Raw genomic sequence first — 13068 nt, 5'->3', positions numbered from 1 at the left:
GTTGATCGTCACGGTTCCCTTGTTGGTGTAACAGCCATTCTGGTCAATTCCCAGAATTGTCAGCGTATATTGTTCAAAGTCGTTCAATTCCTCTACTGCGGTTACCAGTGCTTCGGTACACATAATGGGATTTTCAAATTGATATGTCATGATGCCAGTTCCTTTCTGTTGTCATTGAAGTATGCTTTTGTTTCTTCATCTATGAAAACGCCGTGCTGAAAGTTCACGGTGATGGTTTCTTTGATGATCTGAATGTCCCGGAGCACAGTCTCTTTCAGCGCAGCTGCCTCCGGCGATTTTTCAGTACACATGTAATTTGTAATTTTTTGAACGATCTCCCGGTATGTTGCATCATCGACCGCAGAGATCGGATTGTCCAAAGCATCCAGCTGCTGTTTCAGCTGCTGGAGTTCCTGTTCGTTTTTCTCAATGGAACGCAGGATGGTCTCGGTGGCACGTCCCTGTTCCAGGTATGCCATCAGGTTGGCGTTTGCCTTTTCCAGTCCGTTGATCCGATTTTGTATGGTGTTGGTCTCTCCGCTCTGCATCAGTTTTCGGAGAGAAAGCTTCTGGTTGACTGCCTCGATGATCTTTGGCTGATTGGCTGGCTGAAAGATGCAGTTCTTCACTGCGTGAAACACAAACGGTGCCAGCTGGTCTGCCCGCACGCTGGGGATGCCGCAGTCACAGCTCCTTCGGTACTGCAGGTACTTGTGCCCGTTGCTGTGGTTGACGTTGCCGGAGAACGGCTTGCCGCACTTCGGACAGCGTGTGAAGCCGTTGAGGGCGTAGTAGTTCTTGCCGGTTCTGCTGGCTGTCCGCCGGCGGTTCTGTGCCAGCTTCTCCTGGATTTTGTCGAAGAGTGCCGGCTCGATGATCGCCGGCATCCCGTCCGGGATCTCTATGGGATCCGGCTTGATCTTGTGGGAGTTTCGGTGTCCGTCGCTGTCCTTGGCAGCTGTGCGGTCGTAGGTGTAAGTGCCCTTGTACTTCTGGTTCGTCAGGATGGTGTGGATGGCGGTGTCTGAAAAGTCGTTGCCGCCGGTGGTCTTGTATCCCTTTTGTTTCAGATGTTTTTTGATGTAGCTGTAGCCCATGCCGCTGCTGTAAAGGATATAGATGTCACGAACGATCGGTGCTGTCAGAGGATCGATCTCATAGAGTCCAGCCTCATTGACTGTATAGCCGATAGGCGGAACGCCGCCCAGATGACGGCACTGTCTGGCACTTTCCAGCAGTGCCGCTCTGGTGTTTTTAGAAATGTTGTCTGATGTTTCCTCTGCCGCTGCTGCCTTTACGATCGTGGCAAACTTGCTGTAGTCCTCAGATGCCGTATCAACGCTGTCATTCACAGCGATCAGCCGGATCCCATGTGATTCCATCCATTTCAGGTCTTCGATCTGATTCCCGGTGTTTCTGTGGAGCCGATCCAGTGCTCTTACCACAACGATCTTTGCCTGTACTTTTCCGGACAGGATATCATTCTTCATTTGCTGGTAGCCTTCCCGATTGGTGTTTCTGCCAGTTTTAGCGTAATCGTGATAGATCTGTTCAATGGTCAGCTGATGTGCTTCTGTGTAATTCTCCGCACACGTCATCTGTGCCGCCGGACTATTGCCGTTGTCCTGGGCATGTGAACTATAGCGAATATAGACGAGTGCAAGCTGCGTCTTTTTTGATGTATTCATTGCAAAATCCCTTTCCCTTCTGTTTTTTCTTGCCACTCCAACCGCACTCCGGCGGCGGTCGTACGACCCAGTATCTCATGATGCACGCTCCTCCATCAGAATCGCAACGAGAACATCAGCCGCCAGATCGATCATGCGATCGTCGGCAGCTTCTTCATCAGAAGCTTTTTGTTTTTCTGTATCACAGCCGTCATAGTAAAAAAAGCTTTCCCTCAATCGGTTTCGGCTGATCTTTAATCTGGTAATCTCTTCCATAGGCAGCTTCTCTTTCCTCCATTATCTGCATCGGTCCCAGGCTCTGCCTTTTGTAGGTGTAAACGGCATCATTCACCGGACCAAAGGCTTCATCGATCTTCGGATAGCAAAACCGGTAGCCGTAGCTGACAACGCCGTCGATGCTGATCTTTGCCTTAATGCGGTTTTTCTCCGGTGTGACCAAGTATCCTTCATCCAGAAGAACACGAACTGCGGTTTTTTTATCGGTGGCTCCGATCTGTTCCAGAATATGTTCAAAGGTGGACTCCAAGATCTCCACCTTTATCGGCTTCTTTTCCCGATCCAGTGTCCATTTGATACCCTCCAGCATTTTGTAGCTGCAGGAGATATAATTGAAGATACGGCATACCAGGTTTTTGCCCGGATGTGCCTCTTCAGTGATCTCACCATGCAGAAGCACGCACATCTGCTTTAGGATCTCCGTATTGGTCTGAATGCCCAGTGTACTCAACATCACAGATGTTGTTATGATCATGGCGTAGTTCATAGCGAGCCGTTCCGAAAGGCTGCATGTTTCCGGAAACAGTTCCAGCAGTTCTCCACGCACGTCTTGAAACTGCTGTAAGATCTCCGCACTGTCTGATGCAAGAAGATGCTCTGCCAGCAGAGAACCCACATATCCGTAGTTTTTGCCTGTAAATGCCTTGATCTGTTCCGAATGAGTACTGTCTTTGGTATATGTCAGTCCATCCAGTGTGATCACTCGAGCAACGATTCCCAGGTTGTCTCGTTCGACATTCACAAGGTAAGTCTCCGAGCTGAACAACGCAGTACACGCCCAGTTGTTCCGGCATTTTAACTGGGCATTGCTGTCAAGCCGAAGTTTTTCCTGCCCTTGTGTAAAAGCATAGATGAAGTTAGAGATACTGATCGCATTGTGAATCGTGCTCTCGTCATAGGCGATCGGCACACCGTGATGTTTTCCCAGCATGCTGTGCAAAGCGTTTGCCGTTCCATAGAATGCGGTAAAAACGTTTTCGTCGTCCGGTGAGCTGTACAGAGATGCTGCAAGCTTTAAGGCGGTCGTTTTTCCGGTAGAGGAAGTTCCCACCAGTGACACGCCAAAACAATCCGCAGGCAGCTTTTCTGTGATCCTCAGATAGGCAAGCAGTGTGGATGCCGCTGCTGCACAAAGCACAAACTGCAGTGACGGCATAGGGAGTATCAGACGGTTCAGTTCTGCAAGGTAATCCTCCGGTGACATCTCCAGATGTGCCCGCAGCACAGGCGGGCTGTGAGCTGCACCGCACCAGTGCAGGGTATTGCTGTCCTTCCATCCCAGGACCTGTCTGGCATCCTCTACCGGTAACGCTGCCACAGCAGCCTGCAGGTACATGCTCATCGCTTCATAAGCTCCGAAAGTACGATCCACCGCAACGCCGATGCGGAACAGTGTCGCACAGATCTTGTCCGGCAGAAGTGCTTCAAACGGGATCCGATGAATTACGCCCTCATATTGTATGTCCAGAAAGTGACGGTGTTTTTCATCCGCCGCAACACAGAGAAGCTCAAAGTGGTCTGCCAGCCATTTTACCTGTGTATGGCTGGCAAGGTCTGCGAATCCTGCTTCGGTGTGCAGCACGGTGAAGCTGGTTGCATTTACACCTTTTCCGACCACAAACTCCAGTGCGTACTTCCGCAGACGCATCCATTCATGAAGGTCGATAGATGCACCTCCGAACCGCTCCAACTCGAACCCGACGGGAATCGGGGTAAACTCGATCATGATGTTATACGTCCTTTCTCAAACAAAAGGTGAAGCGATAAGCTGGTATCGCCCCACCCCGTTTGTCTATTTTACTTTTTTTACTTTAGCAGTTCAATCCGCTTTACGTTACTGAAGCGAGTGCCGCTCCTCTTGGATGTCACTGTAGAGATTTCCAGTCGAAAAGTGTGATTCAGAAGATCATCTGTATCGGTGGTATTTATCGCCCGAAAAATGTTGCTCCACGGGTGTTTTCCAAGATCCTCCAGTGTTACAAATTTCAGAAAGATCGTGTGATCCATGCTGGATAGTTGAAACTTGAGGCAAACTTCACCCTTGGCATATTCGAAGACGGCTATCAGTTGAGCTTCATATGTCCCGCTCTCAAGTAGGTCTGTTTCATCATATAGTGTCACGTTCATGAATTCATCCTCCATTCATCAATTAAACTTTACCTCTGCGTAAATTGAGCCGTCTTCCAGTTGGTTCGTCGTAAAAATTCCGATTTTGCGTGACTTTCCTTCAGGAACTTCTACGCCACTCATCTCAATTAGTTTTTCAGTTAAGCAGCTGTCATACACGTATCCTCCAGAACGAAATGTTATGCTGCACTTTGAAGTACCGTCAGTGGGAATGACTAAAACGGAATCCTCTGTAAAATACAGCTCGATTGCAATTGGACTGTTCAGGGCATCTCTGAACGTTTTGCTTAAGCGAAATCTGCGACTGTTAACAGTGTTCGTAATGATGAAGCATCCCGCAAGACTCTTATCTGGTGTATAGGCGTGTGCGTTTACGGATGCTAGAAATTCGTTTAAATTCTGTTTCATAATATATTCCTTTCTCCCAGTAAAGGGACTCAAAAATCATCTTCGAGAGCGTTTTGCTCTCTGCATTTTATTATAGCGAGTCTAATCAATTCTGTCAATAGGTCATATTTTCTTGCTTTATAGCGCTAATCATATATATATTCAACGTATTTACGCCGTTTTTAATTTTCTATTTATCAAAGAGCGGATTCTCGGCTTAGGAACCCTATGGCTTCCAGCTGCTCCAAAAGTCAGTTGTGCGTTTTTTATTTTTTCAATTCATTATCTGCTTTTTTCTTGTCGGAAATACGTTATTTTTTGTTTTGTATTTCTGGATAGCAGCATTCTTCCCAGGGATGTCTATTGACAAAATGCTCTCGTAAAGTACGCTTGATTTTTTAGAAAGAATCTGCTATAATGAGTATCGGAAAATGCTGTATCATTACTTTACTATTTTTCAGAGCGTGCTTTTGAGGGATTGATCTCAATGGGCATATATTTTGTAAAAGATCACAGCAAAAATGTTCATTTGTGCAACTTGATATATTTTTGGTTGCATTAGCATTATTCTATTGTGCAGAACGTAGAAATTTTGAGATGAGGGGAAAAAAATGTCGAATTATCAGTATCCATGGGAGGAAATCTTTCAAGACTGTGCGGATTTGATCACTGTACAGATCAGAGACAGCAAAAATGTTCCGGAAACCTTTCCGCAGTTGTATCAGCTTTTTGAGAAATGGTATACAGAGCGTGGAAAGAGAGTCCCGGAACAGCGTCACTTCATTCGCAAAATGCGGGAAGAGCTGGGCGTTGAGAGCGGAAAGAAGAAGATCCAGCCGTATTTGTACGCCTTTGTCGGAAAGTATGACAAGATGTCACTGGAGCTTCTGGCAGAGGGAACAACACTTTCCATGGTGTCCAACGTATCCTGGCTGTTTGTTCGGCTGCGAAGCAAGATCAGCAGCACGACCGACAAGAAAAACGCACACTTTTACTATCTCTCCCGCAAGCTAAAGGAAAAGTTTCCGCAGGACATCCTCTTTCTCTCCTTTGACGTGGACACCCTTGTGATATTATGTAAAGATGAGGAATCGAAAAATCGGGTGCAGTCCCATTTCCATTCCATCGAAGAGGAGCAGTCTGTATGAGCGGCAAAAAAAGAGGACCAAAACCCAGGTATGAGGAAGAAGACGTTCTGGAAGCGATGGCTGTGTACTTCTATGAACATGTGGTTGTCCGGAAGGAAGACCTTTCTGTCTTTGCAATGGATGCCATTTATGATGACATCCAGCACGATGCTTCCCAGTCGATCCTGTATCGCAATGTAGCATTTCCCAAGTACAGCCGGATGCGGAAAATGCTGATCGACCATCTTTCAGCGTATGGATTGTATCAGGAGAAAGAACGGCTGACTGCTGCTGTGGCAAGCCGGATCATAGAAACTTATGAGATCGATGCAGAGAAAGAGGACATGGATGTGCTTCTCTCCAATCACTATACGCTGACAACGTATGGCGGTCCGGTCATCACCTGTATTGCAAAGCTTCCTGCGGTGGAAGCACTGGACACGCTGGCGAGGATCGAAAGCAAGGAAAAACAGAAGTCCCTGACCTGGAGCAGAATCAACATGCTCCGCAAACTGTGCCAAAAGATCAAAAAAAGAAATGCCGATGTGATCTTAGCAGTGATTCCGCAGTACAACAAAGCGATTTACCTGAATCAAAACGGCAGGATCGATAAGCACATCAACAGCATCAATCCGTTATGTGACACGCTTCTTTTCTTTGTCAAGGACACACCGGAGGGCAGAGCGTTTGTAAAGGAACAGAAATTTCTCGTTTTCCCATTTTTCTCACCAGAGGAAGAACTGCAGTAAAAAAATGCGGGTAATCCTTTTATCCCGGTGCAGCACCGCACGCCTCAGCGGATTCGCTTTTCGCTTGTGCTGCGGTTCGTCGGGCAGTAAAAAAAATCCAAGTCATGCGTATGGCTTGGATTTTTTTGTTGGATTACTCGTATTGGCTCGCTTGTATCGGTTCGTTAGTACTCTTCCGCCAACAACATGGTGCAGTGATCCCCATCATCAATGATATACACCTTTGCTGTGACCGGCTTTTCTGTCTCCGCAATGTACGTCATCTCAAACTGTGGCTGCTCCGAGGTATGGTGCACGATCTGCAAACCGTTCTTCTCGCTGAGCCGAAACACCTGCAAGTAGTCTTTCGGTTCGGGCATCTGATCGACAGCCTGCCACATCATCACCTGAAGCTCGATCGAGATTTCCGCATCTACGCCTCGTGTCAGATATCTGTCTTTTGATTTTTCAAACATATTCTTTGCTCCTTTACCTTGGAATCAAACATCTCGTACAGTTCGCCTCGTCGCATGGGAATGGTTTCTGTCAACTCCACTACGCCAAACCCCATATCCAGCACAATGTCAAAATCATAGGGTCGCACATGAATCGCTTTCACAAACTGCTGAATGAATGTGCGGAACTCTTCGGTATTTCGTTTCAACTCCTGCCATTGCGTATGCAGGTATGCCACATCTTCATAGGCGATAGGTTCCAGCAGCTTTAGCTCGTGCAGTCTGGTTTCCAGTTTCGCTTTCTCGTTTTCCAGCTGCTCTGCTCGCTGGAGCAAGTCATCTGTGAAAATGCCTTTTTCGATTGCCTTGGTGATGTTGGCAAGACTGTCCTGTACTTTAGCGTACTGTTGTAAAACATCCGTATGATATTTTTCGTAGCTGTTGTTGAACTTCTGCACCTGCTGATTCACCTTAGCAACTGCTCGCTTTAGATTTTTCGGCTTCAACCTCTCTCCGATCAGCACAGCAATGTAGGCATCCAGATAATCCTTATTCAGTTCCTTGTTATTGCACATCGCCCGGTGCGTATTGCATCTGTAGGTAGCAAGCCGTGTCTTACTTCTTCCCGAAAATCGCAGATTCCCGATCATCCGCTTGCCGCAGACATCACAAACCAGTTTTCCAGTCAGCAGGTAAAACTCCTTGCTGTGATAGCGTCCGGCGTTTCGCTTATTCTTCGCCTTGATCCGCTGCACCTGTGCAAACAGCTTTTTCCCGATGATTGCAGGACAGCCACCTTCAATGCGGATGTAGCTGTCCTTTTGAGCGTGGTTATTCCGTTTCCCGTCTGTTCTTGCAGCTGCCACAAAAACACCGGTGTTCTCATTGCTGAGTATCTCATAAAGACTGTTCTTTCCGAACATTTTGCCACGTTTTGTGTTGTACCCATGGGCATTGAGCCGGTCGATGACCTCACTGTAACCATAGCCATCCGCAAACATCTGAAAGATGATTCGTACTGCCTGTGCTTCCTGTTCATTGATGACCAGATGCCGGTTTTCATCCAGATCGTATCCCAGCGGGGGACAGCCGCCGGTGTGTTTGCATTGCAGGGCTGTCTCATTCATACCCTTCATGACTTCCCGTGCCAGATTCTTGCTGTAGTATTCCGACATGCCCTCCAGAACCGCTTCCATCATAATGCTCTCCGGGGAATCGTCCATGCGTTCCAACACACTGCAAAGCTTGACGTGGTTCTTCTTTAGCTTCTTTTTGTAGATAGCACTGTCGTATCTGTCACGGCTAAATCTGTCCAGCTTATGCACCAGCACAATGTCAAACAATCCCTTGCCGCTGTCTGCGATCATCTGCTGAAACTGCGGTCGGTTGTCTGTTGTCGCTGATCTTGCCGTCCAGTTGCTGTCCCTGTTCCAGAAGCTGCACGGCGATGTAGCTGCCGGTTTCGATCGGTGTTGGCGGGAGATGCTGTTTCCGGCGAAGCTCTTTGTCGTTGTACAGCACGCCGTTGTGGGCGAGGGCGTTGGTATCACTATCAATAGGCACCTTGATGCTCTCATCTGCCATGCTACCACCTCCTCAGGGCATAAAAATAGCGCCTGATCTCTCAGACGCTGAATTTGTGATGTAGGAGAGACGCCCATCCTCATGGCGCCTTACTATTTTTGATTTGTTAACCGGCTTACGGCTTTTCTTGCTTTTGGCTGCCGTCCGTTTTGTTTTTTGCTGGCTTGGTAATAACAAACTCTCCAGCATGATAGACAAATTTGTTGTGCCTATCTTTCAGCGCGTCTTCTCTCTTTTTTTCGTATTCTTTTTTTGTCATACAATCACCCTCATTTTAATTATTGGTTTTTCTCCGGATGTATCAACCGACAATATCTCGCACCGCGTTCCACGTTTTAGCAAAAATTCATATTCAACATTCTTAAAACCAGACAAAGAGTTAACATACGCTCCAAGCCCTTTCCCGGATGGTACCTGTATTTCAAGGAGGCAATCCTTGCGGTCTGATATGTCAACATGTACAGGAGATGTGCTCATATACCCTTTATCTTCTATTTCCGCTCCAACGGCATCATTAAGGTCGATATCGCTTAACGCATTATAATCAACGCCGCGATAAACCGTGATATTGTCCTTGAGGTCAAATTTGCTTATTGCAGTATCTAAACTATCAATATACCCCTTTATTTGTGGGGTACCAAGATGCTCTGCGCCTGCGATTTGTCTAAGATAGGCGTTGACATTATAATAGCCGTCTCCACAGTAATTTGAGATTGCGTTTTTCTCATCTTTTGTTAAAGAGCTAAGCCATTGCTTTTCTGCGGATTTGCGTTTTTTTAATATCCAGCCGCTGCCGCCGAAATATTTGTTAACATCTTTTCCGGATGCAAATTTTTTGTACGCGGATTGATACGTTACACTTTCTATTATACCGTCATCGTTGCCAGATGTCAACGGTTTCTTTCTGATTTTTTCCGGCAAATGCACTTGTCCGGCGCCACCGGCATCCGGAGACTTAGCAGGGGACACCTCGACGGCGTGCCACGACGGAGCGCTGTTGATGGCTTTCGCCGCTGCCATTTTGCAGCCTGCACAGCCCTCTGCGCCTCGCTGCGTCCAAAGCCGTGCACCTGCTGCCGGAACGTGTCGTTTCGGCGTCTGGTCTGTTTGCAAAAGTCCCGCAGATCAGCCTCCAGCTGCTTAAGCTTTGACACTGCTGCTGTATAATCTCCAGATAGTGCCTCTTTCGTGGCGTCGTCTTTTGCGTTATCCATGGCGCTCTGCATGGCAATTGCGCGGCGCGCTGCATTTGGCTAATCCCTTATATTCCGTGTATTTTTTGCCGCCGTACACGATGGAGGGCTCGTTTTCGATCGGTGTCGGTGGGAGGTGCTGTTCCCGGCGAAGCTCCCTGTCGTTGTACAGCACGCCGTTGTGGGCGAGGGCGAACGCCTCCGTGCCGCAGTGTCCTTCGAACGGGTGGTTGTTGCAGTTCTGCTTTTCGCTGCCCTGGGTGGTGAACCGGGTGTGCCCGATGACCGCTCTTGTGTCCCTGGGAAAGAACAGCTTGACCTTGTGTGCCGGTTTCGGCTTTTTGTAAGTAACGATGCTGCCGTCCCGGACGTAGGCGATGCCTGTTGCGTCTGTGCCACGGACTTCCGCGGCGACCGAGAGATAGTGTATCAGCTTTTTCAAAACTGCATTGCTCACTTTTTCCTTGTAGTCTAAGAATCCAAACACTGCACACATCTTACATCTCCTCGCTTTCTGTTACCATTTCATTAACGTACAGTCTTCTCTCTTTGAGGTACTGGATCAGTTCTGGTTCTCGAATGGAACTTACAAATTCCGACCAGCTCATGGCATCGATGCCCTCCTCAGACAAAGAAATCGCCGCATCACAGATGTGGTTGACCATCTGCAATGTGGCGATGAAGGTGTTGTATTTGAGGGTGCCCCGGAACAATCGAAACTCAATGGTGTGGTAGTTATTGAGATTGACCGCAACATATCTGCCGTTGCAGCCGCTTTTCGCTTTCTCTAGGATTTGTTTGCCAGTCTTTTCAAAGCCGAATCTTGCACTTCAGCGGCTCATGTTGTAGCTGCTTCTGCGACTGAACGTAAAGAGTTCATTCCAGTGCTTTTCCACAAAGAACAGGATCCGGCTGATGACATCTTCCTGTTCTGCTTGATTGTCGCCAAAAGCATTGCGATTGACGTGAACGTGCAGACCACAAGTCGATGTCTGATGGGAACGATAGCCCATGGAGACTGCCTCCTGGAGAATTTCTTTCCAGTTCATTTCTTCTGTGTGATAATCCAGCGTCATAGGATGCGAAACGATCTCAAAACCGTCCTCCAAGCTGCCGTCTGACTTGATGTAGATGTTTTCCTCGTGCACATTGGCGATGCTTTTGAGAGTTGCAGCGTTGTCGTTATCTTTGCCGCCGTCATCCACTTCCAGTTCTACGCCGAAGTATCGTTTGCCGTTTCCGTAGAAAATGGGTGTGGGCTTGTAACTGTACTCTTTGATCTCGTCTTCAAACTCGTCAAAACACCTTTCGCAGTAGGGCAGGTCGCCGTGCCAGCAGACAAGGCTTTCCGGAACGATCTGCCCGCAGGATTCGCAGCGGTAGTAGTGGGCATCGAAGCAGTCCTGGCAGAGGCAGGTGTCTTCATCGGAGACACTGTTTTGCTCCCAGATCGTTTCGCCGCAGTGGTCGCAGGTGACACAGTGTTCCTCGACACAGTCATCGCAGAGCAGCTCATCGTCTACCGGTGTGCCTTCTTCCTCTGCAAGCACTCTTCCGCAGTAGTTGCAAATTCTTACTTCTTCCATTTCAAGTTCCTCCAAAAACAAAAATTCCGGTAAGGCTGAAAGATTTACCTTACCGGAATTATAATATATATTTGATTTTTGGGGTTGATACGGGCTTTACTGCATTTTCAGAGTAACCCCATGCTGCACCTGCGTATTTTATTTTCAACAAATTTTGCATGGTAAAACAGCTGTCGCATTGTCGCACAGTTTCTTCGGAAAAGAGAGAATCTTAAGCTTAGGACACAGCCAAAAAAGCACTGAAAGCAACAGAAATTTACCGGAATAACAGGAATCTACAGGAAAACCGTAATACAGTAATGTTTTTCTGTCGCACTGTCGCACTATTTTTTCACAAGTGAATTTCAAAACACAGCGACAAAAAATGCGTCGGATATTGTTCCTTCTGACCCCGCATTGAACAAAAGTGCATATTTCTGAGAAAACAAAAAAGCCGTAAATACGTGTAATTACGTATCTACAGCTTTTTTCGCTGCGTTTTTTTACTTTAAAAATACGCATTTCTTCGTGGTGGAGGCGACGAGAATTGAACTCGTGTCCGAAAACAAATCCGCACAACTTTCTACGAGCGTAGTTTATCTACATTGATTCCCTTTCAAAACCGCCGGTAAACAGGCTGCTAAGAAAGGTAGTTCAAATCCGATCCTGCGGTGTGAACAGGCCGCCGGAACGTTCACCACTGCAATGATGCCGCAGCGTAGACCGTGGTACTCCTACGGGCGACAGTAGCTGACTTAGGCAGCTACCTGCAGGCTCTTGTTAAAGCTTACAGAAAAGTTCTTTTTAGCGTTTAATTTTAAACGTGCCGCTGTTTAAAGAGATGCGACAATCTCTGCTCGCTTATCATGCTTCATCGTCCCCGTCGAAACCGTTACGCCCCCATAAAGCAGGTGAACCTGTTTTCCGAATGCTGCACACAGCAGCGGGGAAGTGAGACTGATTACTGATTCTGCTCCTTGACGGCACGGCGAATCTGGCGCTGGGCATCCTGCTTTGCCGATGTCTGCCGCTTATCATAGAGCTTTTTGCCTTTGCAAAGACCCACCTGCACCTTCACTCTGGAATCCTTGAAATACAGAGAGAGGGGGACAAGTGTCAGTCCGTCCTGCTTGACCTTGCCGAACAGCCGCAGAATCTCCTGATGATGCATCAGAAGCTTCCGGACACGCATAGGATCTGTGCGGAAAAGCCCGTCTTTCTCGTAAGGGGAGATGTGCATTCCCTTGACATACAGCTCGCCGTCTGTAATGTCGCACCACGCATCCTTTAAATTGACGTGCCCGAGGCGAATGGATTTCACCTCGTTGCCTTGCAGGGCAATGCCGGCTTCATACCGTTCCAGAATGAAGTACTCATGTCTTGCCTGTCGATTGTCGCAAATCTGTTTGGTTCCCTTGGTCTGCATGATCCTGCACTCCTTCCACGAAATATGATATTCTATTATATCACGATTTTATGGAGATGTCAAGCGCTTTTTTTGTAAAAACAGCACGGTCATCCCGATACCAGTACTCCGGCCCGCCGGAAAATTGCAGCATGGCACATTCCGAGATGGTCTGCTTCAGGCGTTCGATCTCATTTTCTGTGCTGCAATCCGAGATCACTTTCAGGAGATTCACGGAACACCCGTCTGCCCAGCCGCTGTACTGCAAAAAAACATACGCTGGTTTGCCATTCGTGAGAAGCACGTACTCCCGAATCTGGGGATTTCGAATCTGCGGCACGACCATGCTTCCGTATTCTTCTGCCAGTGCGCTGCGGAACTTTTGATCCTGCTCCTCCAGGCGAACCTCAATCCAATCAATCTGTTTCAGCCGATCGCCACGCACAGTAAAGCGATCCAGACGCAAGGGGAACCCCCTCATAACTGGCGAGCCCCAGCGACTGGAAATGGTGCAGTGTGCCGTCATCGAGATA

At 47.8% G+C, this 13068-nt stretch carries 17 protein-coding genes and 1 other RNA gene; 2 read left to right on the top strand and 16 right to left on the bottom strand.

Features of this window, described 5'->3' with window-relative positions; translation table 11 throughout:
* Positions 1-146 precede the first annotated feature (146 nt).
* From QZL66_RS01845 to QZL66_RS01825, 5 genes are all read right to left on the bottom strand, one after another.
* Complete coding sequence (locus QZL66_RS01845; RefSeq protein WP_022410064.1) at positions 147-1688, bottom strand: recombinase family protein; 1542 nt, start codon at positions 1686-1688, stop codon at positions 147-149.
* 75 nt (positions 1689-1763) lie between these two features.
* The gene (locus tag QZL66_RS01840; RefSeq protein ID WP_293601766.1) at positions 1764-1943 is read right to left on the bottom strand and encodes a hypothetical protein; all 180 of its coding nucleotides are present in this window, start codon (positions 1941-1943) and stop codon (positions 1764-1766) included.
* Positions 1879-3690, bottom strand: coding sequence for a DUF927 domain-containing protein (locus QZL66_RS01835; protein WP_022410063.1), 1812 nt, complete (start codon positions 3688-3690; stop codon positions 1879-1881). The genes QZL66_RS01840 and QZL66_RS01835 overlap by 65 nt, the downstream gene beginning before the upstream one ends.
* An 80-nt stretch (positions 3691-3770) precedes the next feature.
* Positions 3771-4091 (bottom strand): hypothetical protein, encoded by a 321-nt coding sequence (locus QZL66_RS01830; RefSeq protein WP_022410062.1) that lies wholly within the window; start codon positions 4089-4091, stop codon positions 3771-3773.
* Between the two features lie 18 nt (positions 4092-4109).
* The gene (locus QZL66_RS01825; RefSeq protein WP_021681384.1) at positions 4110-4499 is read right to left on the bottom strand and encodes a hypothetical protein; all 390 of its coding nucleotides are present in this window, start codon (positions 4497-4499) and stop codon (positions 4110-4112) included.
* 590 nt (positions 4500-5089) lie between these two features.
* Here QZL66_RS01825 and QZL66_RS01820 point away from each other — a divergent pair.
* Together QZL66_RS01820 and QZL66_RS01815 are read left to right on the top strand one after the other, a co-directional pair.
* Positions 5090-5626, top strand: coding sequence for a hypothetical protein (locus QZL66_RS01820; RefSeq protein WP_022410061.1), 537 nt, complete (start codon positions 5090-5092; stop codon positions 5624-5626).
* Positions 5623-6354, top strand: coding sequence for a hypothetical protein (locus QZL66_RS01815; RefSeq protein WP_022410060.1), 732 nt, complete (start codon positions 5623-5625; stop codon positions 6352-6354). The genes QZL66_RS01820 and QZL66_RS01815 overlap by 4 nt, the downstream gene beginning before the upstream one ends.
* A 164-nt stretch (positions 6355-6518) precedes the next feature.
* Here QZL66_RS01815 and QZL66_RS01810 read toward each other — a convergent pair whose 3' ends face one another.
* The 11 genes from QZL66_RS01810 to QZL66_RS01765 all read right to left on the bottom strand — a co-directional run bounded on the left by QZL66_RS01810 (position 6519) and on the right by QZL66_RS01765 (position 13001).
* Complete coding sequence (locus QZL66_RS01810; RefSeq protein ID WP_022410059.1) at positions 6519-6809, bottom strand: DUF960 domain-containing protein; 291 nt, start codon at positions 6807-6809, stop codon at positions 6519-6521.
* Positions 6779-8155: a recombinase family protein gene (locus QZL66_RS01805; RefSeq protein WP_022410058.1), complete on the bottom strand. Its 1377-nt coding sequence runs from the start codon at positions 8153-8155 to the stop codon at positions 6779-6781. Before QZL66_RS01805 ends, QZL66_RS01810 begins: the two co-directional genes overlap by 31 nt.
* Complete coding sequence (locus QZL66_RS01800) at positions 8124-8372, bottom strand: glutamine amidotransferase (protein ID WP_022410057.1); 249 nt, start codon at positions 8370-8372, stop codon at positions 8124-8126. The genes QZL66_RS01805 and QZL66_RS01800 overlap by 32 nt, the downstream gene beginning before the upstream one ends.
* A 115-nt stretch (positions 8373-8487) precedes the next feature.
* Entirely contained in the window at positions 8488-8631 is a 144-nt protein-coding gene (locus QZL66_RS01795; RefSeq protein ID WP_022410056.1) for a hypothetical protein, read from the bottom strand.
* A complete protein-coding gene (locus QZL66_RS01790; protein WP_022410055.1) occupies positions 8628-9392 on the bottom strand; it encodes an ADP-ribosyltransferase in 765 nt (254 codons plus the stop codon). Before QZL66_RS01790 ends, QZL66_RS01795 begins: the two co-directional genes overlap by 4 nt.
* 186 nt (positions 9393-9578) lie before the next feature.
* Positions 9579-10061, bottom strand: a complete 483-nt coding sequence (locus tag QZL66_RS01785; RefSeq protein ID WP_022410054.1) for a class II glutamine amidotransferase — start codon at positions 10059-10061, stop codon at positions 9579-9581.
* A 1-nt stretch (position 10062) separates the two neighbouring features.
* A complete protein-coding gene (locus tag QZL66_RS11915) occupies positions 10063-10278 on the bottom strand; it encodes a hypothetical protein (protein WP_022410053.1) in 216 nt (71 codons plus the stop codon).
* Positions 10279-10395: 117 nt separating this feature from the next.
* Complete coding sequence (locus tag QZL66_RS01780) at positions 10396-11151, bottom strand: amidoligase family protein (RefSeq protein ID WP_022410052.1); 756 nt, start codon at positions 11149-11151, stop codon at positions 10396-10398.
* 508 nt (positions 11152-11659) lie between these two features.
* Positions 11660-12032: a transfer-messenger RNA gene (gene ssrA / locus QZL66_RS01775) on the bottom strand.
* A gap of 59 nt (positions 12033-12091) precedes the next feature.
* On the bottom strand, positions 12092-12556 hold the full coding sequence (gene smpB / locus QZL66_RS01770; protein WP_022410051.1) for an SsrA-binding protein SmpB: 465 nt from the start codon (positions 12554-12556) through the stop codon (positions 12092-12094).
* A gap of 40 nt (positions 12557-12596) precedes the next feature.
* Positions 12597-13001: a hypothetical protein gene (locus QZL66_RS01765; RefSeq protein ID WP_022410050.1), complete on the bottom strand. Its 405-nt coding sequence runs from the start codon at positions 12999-13001 to the stop codon at positions 12597-12599.
* Positions 13002-13068 lie beyond the last annotated feature (67 nt).

It is taken from the genome of Ruminococcus sp. CAG:330 (assembly GCF_000437175.1).
In the GTDB taxonomy this organism is placed as follows: Bacteria; Bacillota; Clostridia; order Oscillospirales; family Ruminococcaceae; genus Ruminococcus_C.
Note: the sequence above shows the minus strand (reverse complement) of the source record. Positions and strands in the feature narration are given on the sequence as shown.

Excerpts from the sequence above, each read along its gene's own strand:
- QZL66_RS01845 (WP_022410064.1), bottom strand. The coding sequence starts at position 1,688 with ATGAATACATCAAAAAAGACGCAGCTTGCACTCGTCTATATTCGCTAT.
- QZL66_RS01820 (WP_022410061.1), top strand. The coding sequence starts at position 5,090 with ATGTCGAATTATCAGTATCCATGGGAGGAAATCTTTCAAGACTGTGCG.
- QZL66_RS01800 (WP_022410057.1), bottom strand. The coding sequence starts at position 8,372 with ATGGCAGATGAGAGCATCAAGGTGCCTATTGATAGTGATACCAACGCC.
- QZL66_RS01805 (WP_022410058.1), bottom strand. The coding sequence starts at position 8,155 with ATGATCGCAGACAGCGGCAAGGGATTGTTTGACATTGTGCTGGTGCAT.
- QZL66_RS01825 (WP_021681384.1), bottom strand. The coding sequence starts at position 4,499 with ATGAAACAGAATTTAAACGAATTTCTAGCATCCGTAAACGCACACGCC.
- QZL66_RS01785 (WP_022410054.1), bottom strand. The coding sequence starts at position 10,061 with ATGTGTGCAGTGTTTGGATTCTTAGACTACAAGGAAAAAGTGAGCAAT.
- QZL66_RS01790 (WP_022410055.1), bottom strand. The coding sequence starts at position 9,392 with ATGGCAGCGGCGAAAGCCATCAACAGCGCTCCGTCGTGGCACGCCGTC.
- smpB (WP_022410051.1), bottom strand. The coding sequence starts at position 12,556 with ATGCAGACCAAGGGAACCAAACAGATTTGCGACAATCGACAGGCAAGA.
- QZL66_RS01780 (WP_022410052.1), bottom strand. The coding sequence starts at position 11,151 with ATGGAAGAAGTAAGAATTTGCAACTACTGCGGAAGAGTGCTTGCAGAG.
- QZL66_RS01810 (WP_022410059.1), bottom strand. The coding sequence starts at position 6,809 with ATGTTTGAAAAATCAAAAGACAGATATCTGACACGAGGCGTAGATGCG.
- QZL66_RS01830 (WP_022410062.1), bottom strand. The coding sequence starts at position 4,091 with ATGAACGTGACACTATATGATGAAACAGACCTACTTGAGAGCGGGACA.
- QZL66_RS01795 (WP_022410056.1), bottom strand. The coding sequence starts at position 8,631 with ATGACAAAAAAAGAATACGAAAAAAAGAGAGAAGACGCGCTGAAAGAT.
- QZL66_RS01840 (WP_293601766.1), bottom strand. The coding sequence starts at position 1,943 with ATGGAAGAGATTACCAGATTAAAGATCAGCCGAAACCGATTGAGGGAA.
- QZL66_RS01835 (WP_022410063.1), bottom strand. The coding sequence starts at position 3,690 with ATGATCGAGTTTACCCCGATTCCCGTCGGGTTCGAGTTGGAGCGGTTC.
- QZL66_RS01815 (WP_022410060.1), top strand. The coding sequence starts at position 5,623 with ATGAGCGGCAAAAAAAGAGGACCAAAACCCAGGTATGAGGAAGAAGAC.